The sequence below is a fragment of the Actinomycetospora chibensis genome, assembly GCF_028737215.1.
Lineage (GTDB): Bacteria > Actinomycetota > Actinomycetes > Mycobacteriales > Pseudonocardiaceae > Actinomycetospora > Actinomycetospora chibensis.
Genome location: NZ_JAQZAM010000003.1, coordinates 25,556 through 41,470 on the forward strand (window position 1 = coordinate 25,556; position 15,915 = coordinate 41,470).

At 74.6% G+C, this 15,915-nt stretch carries 16 protein-coding genes; 10 read left to right on the forward strand and 6 right to left on the reverse strand.

The genetic code is table 11. From position 1 onward, the window contains the following. Positions 1-25: 25 nt before the first annotated feature. Together PH189_RS04760 and PH189_RS04765 are read right to left on the reverse strand one after the other, a co-directional pair. Positions 26-1,801 (reverse strand): N-acetylglutaminylglutamine amidotransferase, encoded by a 1,776-nt coding sequence (locus tag PH189_RS04760; protein WP_274187615.1) that lies wholly within the window; start codon positions 1,799-1,801, stop codon positions 26-28. A 42-nt stretch (positions 1,802-1,843) separates the two neighbouring features. Beyond that, positions 1,844-4,426 (reverse strand): glutamate--cysteine ligase, encoded by a 2,583-nt coding sequence (locus tag PH189_RS04765; protein ID WP_274187616.1) that lies wholly within the window; start codon positions 4,424-4,426, stop codon positions 1,844-1,846. A gap of 98 nt (positions 4,427-4,524) precedes the next feature. On the opposite strand from PH189_RS04765, the gene PH189_RS04770 reads away from it, so the two are divergent. The 6 genes from PH189_RS04770 to PH189_RS04795 all read left to right on the forward strand — a co-directional run bounded on the left by PH189_RS04770 (position 4,525) and on the right by PH189_RS04795 (position 8,572). Further along, a complete protein-coding gene (locus tag PH189_RS04770) occupies positions 4,525-4,995 on the forward strand; it encodes a ribose-5-phosphate isomerase (protein ID WP_274187617.1) in 471 nt (156 codons plus the stop codon). A gap of 44 nt (positions 4,996-5,039) precedes the next feature. Next, on the forward strand, positions 5,040-5,855 hold the full coding sequence (locus tag PH189_RS04775; protein WP_274187618.1) for an Fpg/Nei family DNA glycosylase: 816 nt from the start codon (positions 5,040-5,042) through the stop codon (positions 5,853-5,855). Between the two features lie 213 nt (positions 5,856-6,068). Further along, complete coding sequence (locus PH189_RS04780; RefSeq protein WP_274187619.1) at positions 6,069-7,223, forward strand: hypothetical protein; 1,155 nt, start codon at positions 6,069-6,071, stop codon at positions 7,221-7,223. A 43-nt stretch (positions 7,224-7,266) separates the two neighbouring features. Next, positions 7,267-7,416 (forward strand): hypothetical protein, encoded by a 150-nt coding sequence (locus PH189_RS04785; RefSeq protein ID WP_274187620.1) that lies wholly within the window; start codon positions 7,267-7,269, stop codon positions 7,414-7,416. Positions 7,417-7,444: 28 nt separating this feature from the next. Further along, on the forward strand, positions 7,445-7,810 hold the full coding sequence (locus tag PH189_RS04790; RefSeq protein ID WP_274187621.1) for an MmcQ/YjbR family DNA-binding protein: 366 nt from the start codon (positions 7,445-7,447) through the stop codon (positions 7,808-7,810). A 45-nt stretch (positions 7,811-7,855) separates the two neighbouring features. Next, on the forward strand, positions 7,856-8,572 hold the full coding sequence (locus PH189_RS04795) for a PIG-L deacetylase family protein (RefSeq protein ID WP_274187622.1): 717 nt from the start codon (positions 7,856-7,858) through the stop codon (positions 8,570-8,572). Between the two features lie 29 nt (positions 8,573-8,601). Here the strand turns inward: PH189_RS04795 and PH189_RS04800 are convergent, their stop codons facing one another. From PH189_RS04800 to solA, 3 genes are all read right to left on the reverse strand, one after another. Beyond that, on the reverse strand, positions 8,602-9,510 hold the full coding sequence (locus PH189_RS04800; RefSeq protein ID WP_274187623.1) for an SGNH/GDSL hydrolase family protein: 909 nt from the start codon (positions 9,508-9,510) through the stop codon (positions 8,602-8,604). 120 nt (positions 9,511-9,630) lie between these two features. Next, complete coding sequence (locus tag PH189_RS04805) at positions 9,631-10,824, reverse strand: aromatic ring-hydroxylating oxygenase subunit alpha (protein ID WP_274187624.1); 1,194 nt, start codon at positions 10,822-10,824, stop codon at positions 9,631-9,633. After that, on the reverse strand, positions 10,817-12,016 hold the full coding sequence (gene solA / locus PH189_RS04810; RefSeq protein WP_274187625.1) for an N-methyl-L-tryptophan oxidase: 1,200 nt from the start codon (positions 12,014-12,016) through the stop codon (positions 10,817-10,819). The genes PH189_RS04805 and solA overlap by 8 nt, the downstream gene beginning before the upstream one ends. A 140-nt stretch (positions 12,017-12,156) precedes the next feature. On the opposite strand from solA, the gene PH189_RS04815 reads away from it, so the two are divergent. Continuing rightward, a complete protein-coding gene (locus PH189_RS04815; RefSeq protein WP_274187626.1) occupies positions 12,157-13,044 on the forward strand; it encodes a LysR family transcriptional regulator in 888 nt (295 codons plus the stop codon). Between the two features lie 39 nt (positions 13,045-13,083). Here the strand turns inward: PH189_RS04815 and PH189_RS04820 are convergent, their stop codons facing one another. Then, the gene (locus tag PH189_RS04820; protein WP_274187627.1) at positions 13,084-13,782 is read right to left on the reverse strand and encodes an SDR family NAD(P)-dependent oxidoreductase; all 699 of its coding nucleotides are present in this window, start codon (positions 13,780-13,782) and stop codon (positions 13,084-13,086) included. Positions 13,783-13,853: 71 nt separating this feature from the next. Between PH189_RS04820 and PH189_RS04825 the strand changes: the two genes are divergently transcribed. Genes PH189_RS04825 through PH189_RS04835 form a run of 3 tightly spaced genes read left to right on the forward strand, consistent with a single transcriptional unit; the run spans position 13,854 to position 15,877 of the window. After that, entirely contained in the window at positions 13,854-15,047 is a 1,194-nt protein-coding gene (locus PH189_RS04825; protein WP_274187628.1) for a cytochrome P450, read from the forward strand. 24 nt (positions 15,048-15,071) lie between these two features. Continuing rightward, a complete protein-coding gene (locus tag PH189_RS04830; protein ID WP_274187629.1) occupies positions 15,072-15,266 on the forward strand; it encodes a ferredoxin in 195 nt (64 codons plus the stop codon). A 23-nt stretch (positions 15,267-15,289) separates the two neighbouring features. Next, positions 15,290-15,877 carry a TetR/AcrR family transcriptional regulator gene (locus PH189_RS04835; protein ID WP_274187630.1) on the forward strand — a complete coding sequence of 196 codons (588 nt, stop codon included), beginning with the start codon at positions 15,290-15,292 and terminating at the stop codon, positions 15,875-15,877. Positions 15,878-15,915 lie beyond the last annotated feature (38 nt).

Here is a 15,915-nt window from a genome sequence, read left to right on the forward strand (position 1 = left end):
CGATTCACCGTCGCGGGCACGGTACCTACGTGATGCCGTGCTCCTGCAGCCACATCTCGAGCAGGGCCACCTGCCACAGCGCGTTGGCGCCGAGGTTGGTGCGGCTCGAGTTCGGGTCGTCGAGCATCGTCGCCACGGCGTCGGGCCGGAACAGGCCCCGCGACGTGGCGGCCGGGTCGGTCAGCGCGCCCCGCACCCGCTCCAGGACGGGGCCCGAGAGCTGGCGGATCGCCGGCACCGGGAAGTAGCCCTTCCTGCGGTCGATGATCTCGTCGGGCAGGACGCCGCGCGCCGCCGCCTTGAGCACGCCCTTGCCGCCGTCGGCGAGCTTGTACTCCGGCGGGCAGGCGCCCATCGTCTCGACGAACTCGTGGTCGAGGAACGGCACGCGCGCCTCGAGGCCCCACGCCATCGTCATGTTGTCGACGCGCTTCACGGGGTCGTCGACGAGCATGATCGTGGTGTCGAGGCGCAGCGCGGCGTCCACCGCGGAGTCGGCCCCCGGCCGCCCGAAGTGCTCGGCGACGAACGCGCGGCTGACGTCGTCGTCCACGAGAGCCTCGGGGGTGAGCAGCTGCGCGACCTCGGAGTGCGGGCGGTCGAAGAACGCCTTCTGGTACGAGTCGAGCGCGGCGTCGCGGGCGACCCCGGCCAGCGGCGGGTACCAGTCGTAGCCGCCGAGGATCTCGTCCGCGCCCTGGCCCGACTGCACCACCTTGATCGACTTCGAGACCTCGCGGGAGAGCAGGTAGAAGGCGACGACGTCGTGGCTGACCATGGGCTCGGCCATCGCCGCGACGGCCCCCGCCAGGGCGTCGTCGGTCTCGTGCTTGGGGACCGTGAACCTCACGTGGTCGGTGCCGTAGGTCTTCGCGACGAGGTCGGAGTAGTCGAACTCGTCGCCGGACTCGCCGCCCTCGGCCTCGAAGCCGATGGAGAACGTCTTGAGGTCCTTCTGACCCATTTCCGCGAGCAGGGCGACGACGATCGAGGAATCGATGCCGCCCGAGAGCAGCACCCCGACCGGCACGTCGGCGACCATGCGCCGCTCGACCGCGGTGCGCAGCGAGTCGAGCGCCGTCTGCGCCCATTCCTGCGCGGAGCGGTCGCCGTCGCGCGTGAACTCGGGCTCCCAGTAGGTCCAGTCGGTGGTGCCGCCGTCGGGGGAGATCGTGCGGATCGTCGCGGGCGGGAGCTTCCGCACGCCCTGCAGGATCGTGCGCGGCGCGGGGACCACCGAGTGGAAGCTCATGTAGTGGTGCAGCGCGACGCGGTCGACGTCGGTGTTCAGCCCGCCGCCGGCCAGCAGCGCGGGCAGTGACGACGCGAAACGGACCGCGCCCGGCACCTGGGCGACGTAGAGGGGCTTGATCCCGAGGCGGTCGCGGCCGAGCACGAGCTCGCCGGTGCGGCGGTCGGAGACCGCGAACGCGAACATGCCCTTGAAGTGCTCGACGCACGACGGGCCCCACCGGTGGAAGGCCTTGAGCAGCACCTCGGTGTCCGATGTGGAGAAGAAGCGGTAGCCCTCGGCGTGCAGCTCGTCGCGCAGCTGCTTGTAGTTGTAGATGATCCCGTTGAAGACCGCGGTGAGGCCGAGGTCGGAGTCGACCATCGGCTGGGCGCCGGTCTCGGACAGGTCGATGATCTTCAGGCGCTGGTGGGCCAGCGCGAGCGGCCCGTGGCCGACCACACCCCAGCCGTCGGGCCCCCGGGGCTCGAGGACCCGGGCCATGTCCAGCACGGTGGCGACCTCGGCCGCCCGGCCGTCGAAGCGGAACTCACCGGCGATGCCGCACACGTGTGGCCTCCTCGGTCACGATCGGTCGGGGAAACGCGCTGGTCAGCGCAGGATCCAGGTGTCCTTCGAGCCCCCGCCGCGCGAGGAGTTGACCACGAGCGAGTCGGCGGGCGCGACCCGGGTGAGCGGCGTCGGGAGGACGGTCGGGGTGGGCGCGAGGACGACGAACGCCCGCAGGTCGACGACGCGCGGCTCCAGCGTCGTGCCGGTGAACGTCGGGTGGGTGGAGATCCGGATGGTCTCCTGCGCGACGAACGCCGCGGGGTGCGCGCGCACCGCCGCCGCGACCTCGTCGAGCTCGTGGCTGCTCGCGTAGGGCCCGACCACGATGCCCTGCCCGCCATACCCGTCGACAGGCTTGGTGACGAGCTGGTCGAGGTGGGACAGCACGTACTCGCGCTGCTCGGGATCGGCGCACGACCAGGTCGGGACGGCCGCGAGCGTCGCCTTCTCGCCGAAGTAGTACTCGGTGAGCGACGAGATGAAGGGGTAGACGCCCTTGTCGTCGACGAGGCCGTTGCCGGGCGCGTTGGCCAGGGTCAGGCGACCGGTGCGGACGGCGTCGCGGACGGGATCGCCCAGGGGGACCCCCTCGGCGTCCGGCGCGCTGAAGAGCACCTCCTCGTCGATGCGCCGGTAGATCACGTCGATCGGGCGCCCGGTGGCGGCCACGGTGATCATCCCGGCCACGGCGCGGAGGTCGCCCGGTGTGAGCAGCGGCACGCCCATCTCCTCGGCGAGCATGCGGTGCTCGAAGTGCGCCGAGTCCGTCGTTCCCTCGGTGACCAGGACGAGGACGGGGTCGTGGCCCGCCGCCGGCGGGGCGCACGCGAGCAGGGCCTCGCGCAGCATCGCCGGGCCCTCGTCGGCGTCGAGCACGCCGTTCGGGGCCTGGAGCTCCGGCAGGACGCTGCGCACGACTCGGCGGTCGGCCATCGCGTAGCCGATGCCCGAGGGGATGCGCAGGTTGTCCTCGAGGATCTTCCACTCGCCGGCGGCGTCGCAGACGAGGTCGAGGCCGCTGACCAGGGCCCGGACGGCCCCGGGGTGCAGGTTCATCGCGGTCTCGTGCGGCTGCGGCAGCCAGCGCAGCGCGTCCTCGGGCAGCACGCCGTCGTGCAGGCAGGCGCGCTCGCCGTGCAGGTCCTGCAGCAATGCCTCGCAGGTGCGCGCCCGCTGGATGAGGCCCTCGGTGAGGGTCTCCCACTCGCCGGGGGTGATGAGGCGGGGCACCAGGTCGAGGGGGAAGAGGCGCTCGTCGTCGTCGGCCTGGGGGAAGACCATGCCGCGGGCGCGCTGCTCGGCGTCGCGGCTCTTCTCGTGGACGAGCAGCCCGGGCGGGCCGATCCGCTCGAGCGTCGAGATCAGCCACGAGTACGCGGGGCGGACGGTGCCGTCCTCGGCGACGGCCTCGTCGTAGGCGGGCGGCGCGTAGTCGCCGAGCAGGACCGGCGCGACCGTCTCTGAGACCGGCGCGTCCACCGGCGAGTCCGGCGCGCCCCGGGTCTCGGCGAGGAGCATGTCGACGACGGCCTCGAGGTTGCCGTTGCGGTTGGCGCGCTGGCGCTGACGGGCCGCGGAGCTGCCGCGGGCGAGGGCCTCGAGGGCCAGCTCCTCGACGACGTCGCGGTCGCCGGCCTCGTCCAGGTCGTCGGCGAGGTGCTCGAGCATGAGGCGCACCGCCCGTGACGGGGGCACGAGGTCCCGGCCGGGGACGTCGACGAGGTCGCCCTCGAGGCCGGAGCGCGCCGCCCGCCAGCTCGCGGCGCGCAGCAGCTCGGGGCGGTACTGCGGCATCGGCCGGCCCTCGACGTGCGCGCGCACCCCGTGGCGTACGAGCGCCCGGGAGAGCCCGGCGATCAGCACCACGCCGTCGACGCTGGGGCTGGCGTCGCAGATGCGCACCTCGACGGTGGCCTGGTGCGCCGACGGACGCATGTCGAAATAGACCATGCCGGGGTCGGACATCGTCCCCGAGGCGAGCAGGTCGGCGATCAGGGCGTCGTAGTCGGCGGCGTCGCGCAGCGGGGCCGGGGGACCGGCGGTCGGCCACCGGTGCCACGCCAGCGTGCGGGAGCTGGCGTAGCCGGTGTCCTCGTTCTTCCAGAACGGCGAGCTCGACGAGAGTGCGAGCAGGACCGGCAGCCACGGCGCGCTGTGCTGCATCACCGCGACCGCCGCATCACGGTCGGGGACGTCGACGTGCACCTGGGTGCCGCAGATCTGCTGCTCGAAGGCGAGCATCTGGTACTCGTCGCGCATCCGCTCGTAGCGGGGCGACGGGGTGATGCCCTCGGCGGAGCCGTCGATCAGTGGGACGCTGCCCGCCCCGACCACGCCGAGACCGTGGGAATCGGCGATGTTCGCGAGCATCCCGCGCAGTCGGACGAGATCGGTGCGCAGGTCGGCGAGGTCCGACGTCGGCTGGGAGTTCGTCTCGATGATCGAGGGCTTGAGCTCCGGGGCGAACGCCTCGCCGTCCAGGGCCTGCAGCTCGTCGAGCAGCTCCGGGACGCGGGGCACTGCCGACCGGGACTCCAGGTCGACGAGGTGGAACTCCTCCTCGACACCCATCACGACCTCGCCCGCGGGGGTCAGGCGGCGGTCCGTCGGTCGCGTTCCCATAACGGGCCAACTTACGATCGGTGTGTCACGGCAATGTTTCCGAGCCGCCGTCCACTACCCCTGCGGCGGCGTGTCTCACACCTGACAGACTGCGCGGTGTGCGCGTCTTCGTCGGATCGGACCACGCGGGGTTCGAGCTCAAGGCCCATCTGCTGCGCGAGCTCGCGAAGGCGGGTCACGACGTCGTCGACGTCGGGCCCGAGGAGTTCGACCCCGTCGACGACTACCCCCCGTTCTGCGTGGAGACCGGGCGCCGCACCGTCGCGTCCCCCGAGGCCCTCGGCGTCGTCATCGGCGGCTCGGGCAACGGCGAGCAGATCGCGGCCAACAAGGTGCCGGGCTGCCGCGCCGCCCTGGCGTGGAACGTCGAGACCGCGCAGCTCGCGCGCAAGCACAACGACGCCCAGGTCGTCTCGGTCGGCGCGCGGATGCACACCGCGGAGGAGGCGACCGAGATCGTCACGGCGTTCCTCGCGACGGCCTTCGAGGGCGGGCGTCACCAGCGGCGCATCGACATGCTCACCGCCTACGAGCAGACCGGCGAGCCCCCGGCCCTTCCCCAGGACTGATGGCCACAGGAGTGACCGGTCGGGTCGCGGGGTAGGCAGGCCCGGTGCCCGAAGGCCACACCATCCGTCGCCTCGCGCGCACCCACACCCGGCGGTTCGTGGGCCACGAGGTGGCCGTGTCGTCCCCGCAGGGCCGTTTCAGCCGGGACGCCGAGCTCGTGGACGGCCGGGAGCTGCGCGCCGTGGACGCGTACGGCAAACACCTGTTCCACGTCTACGCCGACGACCTGGTCGTGCACGTCCACCTCGGGCTCTACGGCAAGTTCACGATGCACACCGGCGACGTGACGCCGCCCCGCGGTCAGGTGCGGATGCGCCTCGTCGGGCCGACGCACTGGGCGGACCTGCGCGGCCCGATCGCCTGCGAGGTGCTCACCGAGGGCGAGGTCGACGGCGTGCGGGCCCGGCTCGGCCCCGACCCGTTGCGCGACGACGCCGACCCCGAGGCGGCCTGGCGGCGGATCGGCCGGTCCAAGGCTCCGCTGGCCACCCTGCTCATGGACCAGTCGGTGATCGCGGGCGTGGGCAACGTCTACCGGGCCGAGGTCCTCTTCCGACACGGCCTGGACCCGCTGCTGCCGGGCCGGGAGCTCGGACGGGAACGCTTCGACGCCGTCTGGGCCGATCTCTCCGACCTGCTCGCCGACGGTGTGCGCCGCGGTGCGATCGACACCGTGCGCCCCGACCACCGTGGTTGTGGTCACGCCCCCGACGAGCCGCACGGCCGCGGCTGCGGCCGGGAGGTCTACGTGTACCGCCGGACGGGCCAGCCCTGTCGGGTGTGTGGCACGGAGGTCAGCCGCCGTACGCACGCAGCCCGGAATTTGTTCTGGTGCGCGACCTGTCAGGCCGCGACCTGACCGTTACGTTTCGCCCTCCGCGTTCGATGCCTCACCCAGGAGGGTGACACGTGCCCCGTCCGTGGCGGGGGAACCCGGACGGTGCGTCGGCCTTCCCGTGTTCGTCATGTCCGTAAGGTGCGGGTCGTCCGATCCGTCGAGGAGGTATGTGTGGGCCGGGAGACGAAGCGGAGCGCATCTCGATCCGTCGCTCGTCCGCGGCCCCGCTGGCAGATGACGACGCGCTCGCGGTTCGCGCTCGTGCTCGGCGTGGCCGGGCTCGGCGTCGCGGGCGTGCAGCTGGCCATGATCAGCGACCCGCCGACGGTCGTGCAACTCCTCGTGCTCTCGTTCTGGAGTCTCGTCGGCGTCGCCTACCTGATCTCCGCGGCGGGCCAGATGATCCGTGGCCGCCGGGCGCCCGCTCCCGCCCCGGCGGCGGTGCCCGCGCCGATCGAGGAGATCGTGCCGGTCCCCGTGCGCCCCGCCCGGCCCCGTCCGGCGGCGGAGCGGGCGGGCGGCACGGCGGTGGGCAAGGAGACCGACGTGACCCGCAAGGCGGCCGACCGGGAGGCCGACCGCGCCGAGGCGGTCGAGCCCGCCACCGCGTCGGCGGCGGCTCGCACCGGGCGCGCGGCTCCGGCGGCTCCCGCCACGGCGACCGCGACCGCGCGCCCCGCACCGGCGACCGGAGCCCTCCGCCCCGCAGCGACGACCGAGGCCGTCCGGCCTGCCCGTCCCGCACCCGTCGCGACCGAGACCTCGCGGGTGGCGATCCGCGCCCGCCGGCCGGCGCCCCGTTCGACCCCGGCGGCGACCCCCGCCGTCCCCACCCCTGCGACCGCACGGCCCACCCCGAAGCCGGCCCCGAAGCTCGTCGCGACCCCGGCGCCCGAGGAGACCACCGACGCGTTCACGGTGCGCGCCGCCGCGAGTCCGACCCCGAGGTCCGGGTCGGCCACCCCCGCCGGCTTCGCCTCGGCGCTGTCGTTCGGCCCGTCGCGGCCCGCCTCCGGCTCCCGGCCCGGTCCACTGCCCACCCCCCCGCGTGTCCCCGCGGCACCGGACGTCGAGGAGGAGCCGGCCGCCCCGACCTCCATCGCCTCGCTCGACGACCTGCGGCGCGTCCGGGCCGAGGCGGCGGCCGCGGCCGCCCTCGCCGCAGCCGCCCCCACCCCCCGGGGGCCGTCGCCCGTGTCCGGCCCGCTCCGGGTCACCCGGAGCCGGCACGCCGCCACCGGGGACGTCCCGGTGCCGCGCCCGGCCCGGCACCGGTCGGCCGACGAGGACCCCGACGGCCCGCGCCGGCACCGTGCCGAGCCGCCGTCGGGACGTCACGCGAGCGGCGAGGTCCCCGTGGCCCCGAGCCGGGCCGCAACAGGCCGGTAGCCTCGACGGTGTCCGATCCGTCCCTTTTCCGTGAGGAATGCCGATGACGCGGCCCGACGAGCGCAGCGACCCCACCGAGGGCGTCTCCGAGCCCTCGACGCCCACCCCGCACCGGCCCTGGGTGCGGGTGGCGACGGTGATCATCCTGGCCGTGTTCGTCCTGTCGATCCTGGTCGGCTCGCTGCTGGCGTAGCCGGTCCGCCGCGGGCCACGATGCGCGCGTGGACGCCGACGAGCTGATCGACGGGCTGCGGGCCGTGTGCGTCGCCCTGCCCGAGGTCACCGAGAAGATCAGCCACGGCACGCCGAGCTGGTTCGTGCGCAGGATGTTCGCCAGCTACGTCGGCCGCCACCACGGCGACGAGTACCTCTGCCTCTGGGTCGCCGCCCCCGAGGGCGCGCAGGAGGAGATGGTGACGGCGGAGCCCGACCGGTTCTTCGTCCCGCCCTACGTCGGTCACCGCGGCTGGCTGGGGCTGCGGCTCGACGTCGAGCCGCAGGGGCCGGACTGGGGCGAGGTCCGCGAGGTGGTCACCGACGCCTACCGGCAGGTCGCGCCGCGGCGGCTCGTGGCCCTCCTGGGATGAACGCCTCTTGACCTGGAGCAAGGTCGAGGTCCCAGGCTGCACACCATGAGCAACGACCTGCCGCCCCTGCCCGACGACTGGTCGCGTGCCCTCGCGATCGCGGCCCACCCGGACGACCTCGAGTACGGGACGAACGCCGCCGTCGCGGCCTGGACCGCCGCGGGGCGCTCGGTGTCGTACGTGCTCGCGACCCGCGGCGAGGCGGGCATCGCCGGCACCTCGCCGGAGGTCGCCGGCCCGCTGCGCGAGGCCGAGGAGCGCGCGAGCGCCGCGGCGGTCGGGGTGCACGACGTCCGGTTCCTCGGTCATCGCGACGGCGTGGTCACGGAGGGGCTCGACCTGCGGCGCGACCTCGCCCGCGAGATCCGGCGGGCCCGCCCGCAGCTGGTGGTGGTCAGCAACCACCGCGACATCTTCGGCCCCGGCACGTGGAACAGCGCCGACCACCGTGCGGTCGGCCGGGCGGCCCTCGACGCGGTGGGGGACGCCGGCAACGAGTGGGTGTTCCGCGAGCTCATCGACGAGGGCTTCGAGACCTGGTCCGGCGTCCGGCACGTCGCCGTCGCCGCCTCCCCGCAGCCCACGCACGCCGTGGACGTCACCGGGTGTCGCGACGTCGCGATCGCGTCGCTGGCCGAGCACCGCGCCTACCTGGCCGCCCTGGACCCGCGGCCGGTGGAGGAGCAGGCCCGCGAGGTCGTCCTGATGACCACCGGCGGCGAGGACGGGTCGGCGCGGGTGTCGTTCGAGGTCTTCGGCTGACCCCGGCATCGGCCGGGCCCAGAACGGGCTCAGCCGGGGAAGAGCGGGGCCGGCGGCTCGTCGCGGCGCCCGTCGGACGGGGGCGTCGCCGGCCGCGTGGGGGCGGGCGTCGTGGGGGCGGTCGCGGCGAGGGCGGGCAGGACGCCGAGCGCGTGCCCGGTCGCGGTGGCGCCGCCGGCCAGGAGCGGATCGGGGCCGGTCAGCGGGGTGAGCCAGGGGTCCGGGGCGCACACCCCGTGCCCGGCGAACGCGGACCGGACGTCGACGAAACGCATCCCGGCCGCGGTCACGCGGTCGGCGAGCGCGGTGTCCAGGCGCGTGACGGCGTCGTCGAGGCGGGCGGCCCGGGCCGCGTCGGCGGGGCCGCTCGGGCACGCCCGTCCCTCGGCGAGCAGGGGATAGCCGGTGACGGTGACCGCAGCGCGCGGCGCGCGCTTCCGGATGTCGGCGAGCGACGCGTCGAGCGCAGGCGAGAGCGTGGCGAGCGCGCGGTCGAAGCGGGTCGTCGCGCCGTCGCACCGTGTGGCGGTGCCCGTCGCCGAGCAGGCGGCCGCCAGCGCTCCGAGCCCTGTCGCGTCGGCGCCGACGGTGGCCGTGACGACCTCGGTCGCCGGGCCGAGCGAGGTGAACTGGCCGTTCCCGCCGCCCGTCGCGGACGCGCACGCCCGCGAGGTCCACGAGGTCTCGCCGGCGGCCCGGGCGACGACCGCGGGGTAGGCGCGCGGGCTGCGCCGGCACGTGCCGGACGCCGCCTCGACGTCGCCCGCGGCCGTCCCGGCGGCCCAGGAGTCGCCGAGCGCGACCCGTCGCGTCCCGTCGCCGCCGCTCGCGGGGCTGCTCCCCGGCGCGCCGGTGGCGGACGCGGACCCGAGGACGAGCGCGGCCCCGACGAGCGCCGCCACCACCACCGAGCGCCGGCCCACCGATCGCCGGCCCATCGCCGCACCCCCGACACGTCGTCCACCCGATGACGCCGCCGAGTGTCGGTCTCGACGCCCACAGGAGGGAGGGCCGTCACGCCATCGAGCCGCGACGACCACCCGATGGGGACTCGGAGATCAGGCGGAGCGGGCGTGTGGGGGATCGGCGAGGGCGTCGACGTACCAGTCGAGGAACCCCTCGACCGAGGCTTCGACCACCGGGGAGAGCGGCCCGGGACGGTAGCCCCGCGACGCGATGCCGGCGTAGTTCGCCTCGCACAGCGCCCAGTCCTGCTCGGAGGTCGCCCGCCACACGGCGGTCATCGCGTCCTCGTCGACGGTGGCGTCGCGGGCGACGAGGAAGCAGAGCTCGACGTCCGTGGTGCCGGCGTCGACGGGCGTCAGGCGGGTGGTCATCGCGTAGTCGCCGTTGGCGTGGGCCCAGAGGTTGGGCAGCGACACCACGCGCAGGCTGCCGACGTCGGGGTCGGTGAGCCGGCCCATGGGCGGGGCGAGCGGGCGGCCGTCGAGGGTCTCCGAGACGAAGCCGTCGCGCAGCGGCAGGCGGGCGACGCGGTACCAGGCGCCGGCGGGGAAGTTGACGTCCTCGCCGGGCAGGCCCTGCGCGCTCCAGCGGGCGCGGGCGGCGGCGAGCGCGCGGTCGTAGCGGGGGTTGGTGCGGACGTCGCCGTTCATGCCGACGTCGAAGTTCGACAGCGAGAACTCGGGGTGGCTGCCCGCGCAGTGGTAGCACTCGCGGTTGTTCTCGACGAGCGTCTTCCAGTTCGCGGCCACGCGGTAGCGCTGGCGCACGGCGACCCGCGCGTCGGCGAGCCCGTGCGGACCGAGCCGCGGCTCGAGAGCGGCGGCGAAGGCGCCGAAGTCGGGCGGCGCGTCGGCGAGGCAGACGAACACCAGGCCGGCGACCTCGCGGACCGCCACCGGGGCGAGCCGGTGGGAGGCGGTGGCGAAGCAGTCGCCCATCAGCCGGGCCGCGCGCAGCGAGCCGTCGAGGGCGTAGACCCACTGGTGGTAGGGGCACACGAACGCCTTGACCCGGCCTCGCGGCTCCGAGGTCACCCGCGAGCCGCGGTGGGCGCAGACGTCGTGGTGGGCGTGCAGGACGCCGTCCTCGCCGCGGACGACGATCACGCGGTCGCGGCCGACGTCGACGGTGAGGTAGCGGCCGGCGGCGTCGAGCTCGCCGGTGTGCCCGGCGAAGAGCCAGTGCGCGGCGAAGACGCGGTCGAGGTCGGCGGCGAAGACGTCGGCGTCGGTGTAGGCCGCCTGCGGCAGCGACCACCCGGGGGAACGCGTGACCAGGTCAGACATGGAAGGCCCGCCCCCAGGTCGGGTCGGTCAGCGCGGGTCGGTCGAGACCGAACGCGCCGATGGGGTGCCGCGTGCCGCCCGTCGTCGCGAGGTCGGCGAGGATCTTGCCGATCAGCGACGCGAACTTGAACGCGTGCCCGGCCCCGACCCCGACGCTGACCCGGGGCTCGCCCGGCACGCTGTCGATCACGTAGTGCTGGTCGGGCGGGATCGTGTACAGGCAGGTCTTCGTGTACAGCTCGGGGCCGCCGAAGCCGGGCAGGTGCTCGGCGAGGAACGCCTCCTGGCGCTTCTGGCGCAGCGGGTCGGGCTCGAACGTGCGGGAGTCGGCGGTGACCTCGTTCCCGCCCATGTGCTGGCCCAGCTTCGTGGCGACCTCGCCGTACACGGGGAAGCCGTAGAAGTTGTCCGCGCCGTGCCACATGAACACCGGGAACCGCGCGGGCGAGAAGTCGAGCAGGTTCGGGGTCGCGTAGTAGGTCACCTGCTCCTGCAGGACCGTCAGCGGGATCTCGACCAGGCCGTCGAGCACCTCGTTGGTGCGCGCGTCGGCGGTGACGACGACGTGCTCGGCGCGGACGACCTCGTCGTCGAGCACGACCTCGACGCCGTCGCGGGTGGGGTGCAGGGCGCGCACGGGGGAGTGCTCGCGGATCTCCGCACCGTGCCCGCGGGCGAGGGCGACGTGGGTGGCGTTGGCGCGGGCCGCGTCGACGATGCCGGTGCGCCGCTGGTACATCGCCTGCTCGGTGCCGGCGAGGCGGAACTGCGGCCAGCGCGCCTCGATGCCGCGCGCGTCGAGGAGATCGAAGTCGACGCCGTGCCGGTCGGCCACGGCCGCATACCCGCCGAGGTTGCGCCCCCCGGTGTCGAGGCCCGAGCGCGCCTCGACGTCCTCGATGACGAGCCCGCCGGTCTCGGTCACGAGCGTCTGGGCCGAGACGCGCTCGACGTCGCGCCAGGCGGCGTAGGCGGCGGGGGCGAGGACGGCGTAGGCGTCCTGGTGCTGGGCGTAGCGGATGATCCGCGAGTGGTCCTGGCTCGCGCCGTGGTCGTGCCCGAGGCCGTGCCGCTCGAGGGCGAGGACGCGACCCCCGGCGGCCCGGGAGAGCCAGTAGGTGGCGGCGGAGCCGAGGCCGCCGCAGCCGATGACGACGAGGCGGCGGTCGGGCCGGGTTCGTGAGCTGTGCACGGTGATCACTCCGGGTCGGTTCTCGGATGTGTCCCCAGCGTCACCGCTCACCCGGTCGCGCGGTGTGGATCTGCGATCACCCCTGCCTCTGCTGTCATCAGGGCGGACTTATGCCACCCGCGCGGGGCACTATCGAGGTCATGGACGTCGAGCTCCGGCAGCTGCGGGTGTTCCTCATCGTGGCCTCCGAGCTGCACTTCAGCCGCGCGGCCCGGCGCCTGCACGTCAGCCAGCCGGCGCTCTCGCAGCAGATCCGCGCGCTGGAGAAGACGCTCGGCGCCGCGCTGTTCGACCGCTCCAGCCGCGCCACCGAGCTGACCCCGGCCGGGCGGGTGCTGCTCGATGCAGCGCCGCGCGTGCTGTTCGAGGCCGAGCGGGCGCAGTCGCTGGTCACGCAGGCGGCGGACGGGGCGGTGGGGCTGCTGGTCGTCGGGTCGGTGGGCACGGCGCTGGCCTCCATCACGCCGCAGATCCTGCGGGCGATGCGGGCGTCGTTCCCCGACCTGCAGCTCGAGGTCTCCCAGCAGGACACGGCCGCTCAGATCGTCGCCCTCGCCGACGGTCGTCTCGACGTGGGGCTGGTGCGCGCCGCGTCGGCGACGGCCGCCGTGGAGGTCGAGCACCTCGTCTCGGAGCCCCTCTTGTCCGCGCTGCCCGGGGACCACCCGCTCGCCGAGCAGGACGAGATCGACCCCGCGCTGCTGGCCGACGAGCCGTTCGTGCTGTGGCCGCGCTCGTTGGGCACGGCGTTCTTCGACATCATCACGAGCTACTGCCGCGAGCACGGCTTCAGCCCGCGCATCGTCGCCGAGGGCGCCGACATCGAGACCCAGCTCGGGCTCGTCGCCGCGGGGCTCGGGGTGTCGCTGCAGCCGGCGTACTACGCGAACCTGCGGCCGCCGGGTGTGGTGTTCCGCCCGCTCTCGGGGCCGGTGCCGATGGTCGCGCTGCAGGTCGCCTGGCGCCGCGCCGACCGCTCGCCCGCCGTGGCCCACTTCGTGGAGGTCGCGCGCAGCCTGGGCACGTGAGCGATGTTCGGGCCTATAGCCCCGAACATCGCTCACAGGTCACCAGGGCACGTGCTCGCCGTCCTGGAGGAACGAGCCGGAGGGGGCGGCACCGGGGGAGCGGACGACGTCGACGATCCCGCCCGCGCCCTCGGCGACCGGCCGCCCGCCCGAGCCGCCCATGTCGGTGGCGGTCCAGCCCGGGGACACCGCGTGCACGGTGATGCCGTCGCGGGTCAGGGCGTCGGCGAACACGCGGGTCAGCGCGTTGATCCCGGCCTTCGAGACGCTGTAGGCGGGCGAGTGCGCGCCCATGCGCGCGAGCGAGCCGAGCCCGCTGGTCACGTTGACGATCACCGCGTCGCTGCCGGCGCGCAGGAGCGGCACGAAGGCCTGCGTGAGGCGCCACGGCGCGAGGACATTGGTGCGCCAGGCGCCGTCGGCGACGTCGAGGTCCTCGGTGACGGGGTCGGCGCCGGGGTCGAAGTGCACCGCCGCGTTGTTGACCAGCGCGTCGAGGCGTCCGTGGCGACGGTCGACCGCCTCGACCGCGGCCTGCACGGACTCCGGGTCGGTGACGTCGAGGTGCAGCGCCCACGCCCGCTCGCCCAGCTGCTTCGCCACCGCGGCGCCCGCCTCCGCGTCGCGCGCCCCGACCACCACGAGGTGCCCGGTGTCCACCAGCTGGCGGGCGATCTCCACGCCCAGCCCCCGGGCCGCGCCGGTGACCAGGACGACCCGCTCGGTGCTCTCGCTCATGTCGCTCGTGTGCCTCGCGGGGTCCGCGGCCAAACCGGCAGCACACTCCCACTTGGCGTACGGTTCCGACGATGAGCACGAGCACCGACGGGGCTCCTCCGGTTCCCCGCCACATGCAGCGCGACCGGTTCGCGCCGGTGCCGGAGACGCAGGCGGCGCGCGACGAGCCGGGCCTGATCGCGATCCGCACGGGGTTCGGCACCCCCGCCCGTCTCGTGACGCGCTACGCCGACGTGCGCGAGGTGCTCGGCGACGCCGAGCGCTTCACCAACACCGGCCTGCCTCGCCTGCCGATGCCCGAGGACGGGATCGACCCGCGCGCCGGGAACCTGCTCGCCACCGACCCGCCCGAGCACACACGGCTGCGCCGGCTGCTCACCGGCGAGTTCACCGTCAAGCGCATCCGGCGCCTCGAACCGCGCATCGTCGAGATCGTCGACGACCACCTCGACGCGATGGCCGCGGCCGGGCCGCCCGCCGACCTCGTGAGCGCCTTCGCGCTGCCGGTGCCAAGCCTGGTCATCTGCGAGCTGCTCGGCGTCCCGTACGACGACCGCGCCGAGTTCCAGGGCCGTGCGGCCCGCCAGGTCGACCTCAGCCTGCCGTTGGAGGAGCGCGGGCGGGTGGCCGCGGAGTCGCGCACCTACATGGGCGAGCTGGTCGACCGGGCGCGGACCGCGCCCGGGGACGACATGCTCGGCATGCTCGTGCGCGAGCACGGCGACGACCTCGCGCGCTCCGAGCTGATCGGTATCGCGTCCCTGCTGCTCATCGCGGGGCACGAGACGACCGCGAACATGCTCGGGCTCGGCACCCTCGCCCTGCTCCGCGCGCCGGAGCAGCTCGCCCTCGTGCGCGACGAGCCGGGCGCCGTCGCCCCCGCCATCGAGGAGCTGCTGCGCTTCCTGTCGGTGGTGCACTCCGGGATCCCGCGCACCGTCCGGCACGACACGACGGTCGGCGACGTGCCGGTGGCCGCGGGGGAGGTCCTCGTGCTCTCGTTGCCCGCCGCCAACCGCGACCCCGCGGTGGTCGAGCACCCCGACGACCTCGACGTCACCCGCGCGATCGCCCCGCACGTGGCGTTCGGGCACGGCGTGCACCACTGCCTGGGCGCGCCGCTGGCCCGCGCCGAGATGGCCGTGGCGTTCCCCGCCCTGTTCCGGCGCTTCCCGACGCTCGCACCGGGCATCCCGTTCGAGGAGATCGAGTTCCGCTCGGCCACCATCGTGCACGGACTGCGTGCGCTGCCCGTCACCTGGTGACCCACCACCACCGAGGGAGAACCCATGCGCATCCAGGCCGACCGTGAGGCGTGCATCGGCGCGGGCAACTGCGTGCTCGCCGCCGAGGACGTCTTCGACCAGGACGACGACGCCGTCGTCCTGGTGCTCCAGGAGGAGCCGTCGGCGGACCAGGTGGGCGAGGTTCGCAACGCCGTCGCCCAGTGCCCGTCGGGCGCGCTGAAGCTCGTCGACGACTGAGCGCGGGCGATACGGTGTCGCCGATGTCCGCGCCGTCCGATCCGCTCGTGCGTGCGGACCGTCCCCTGCGCGCCGACGCCGCGCGTAACCACGCCGCGATCCTCGCCGCCGCCCGGACGGCCATCGAGGTCGGAGGCCCGGACGTGGCGCTCGAGGAGGTCGCTCGGCGGGCCGGCGTGGCGCCGTCGACGCTCTACCGCCGCTTCGCCGGACGGGACGAGCTCGTGGCCGCGGTGCTCGAGGACTACGTCGCCGAGTTCGTCGAGCCCCTGCTCGCCCGCGCCGCCGAGGTCGGCGACCCGTGGGCGGCGCTGGTCGGGGTGCTCGAGGGTCTGGTCGACGGGGTGACCCGTCACCGCGCGTTGCTCGCGGCCGCCAAGGCCACCGGCGCGTTCACCCCCGAGCTCGCCGCCCGCACGCTGGCCCCGCTCGGCGAGCTGCTGCGCCGCGGGCAGGCCGCGGGGGTGGTGCGCGACGACCTCGTGCCCGAGGACCTGCCGACCGTCGTGCACATGGCCGTCGTCACCGCCGAGGGCCACACCGACGGGGAGGGCCGCTGGCCCCGCTACCTCGGCCTCCTGCTGGACGGGATGCGCGTGCCGCGCACGTGAGTGCGAAATGGGTCGCCATGGCGACCCATTTCCTTCAC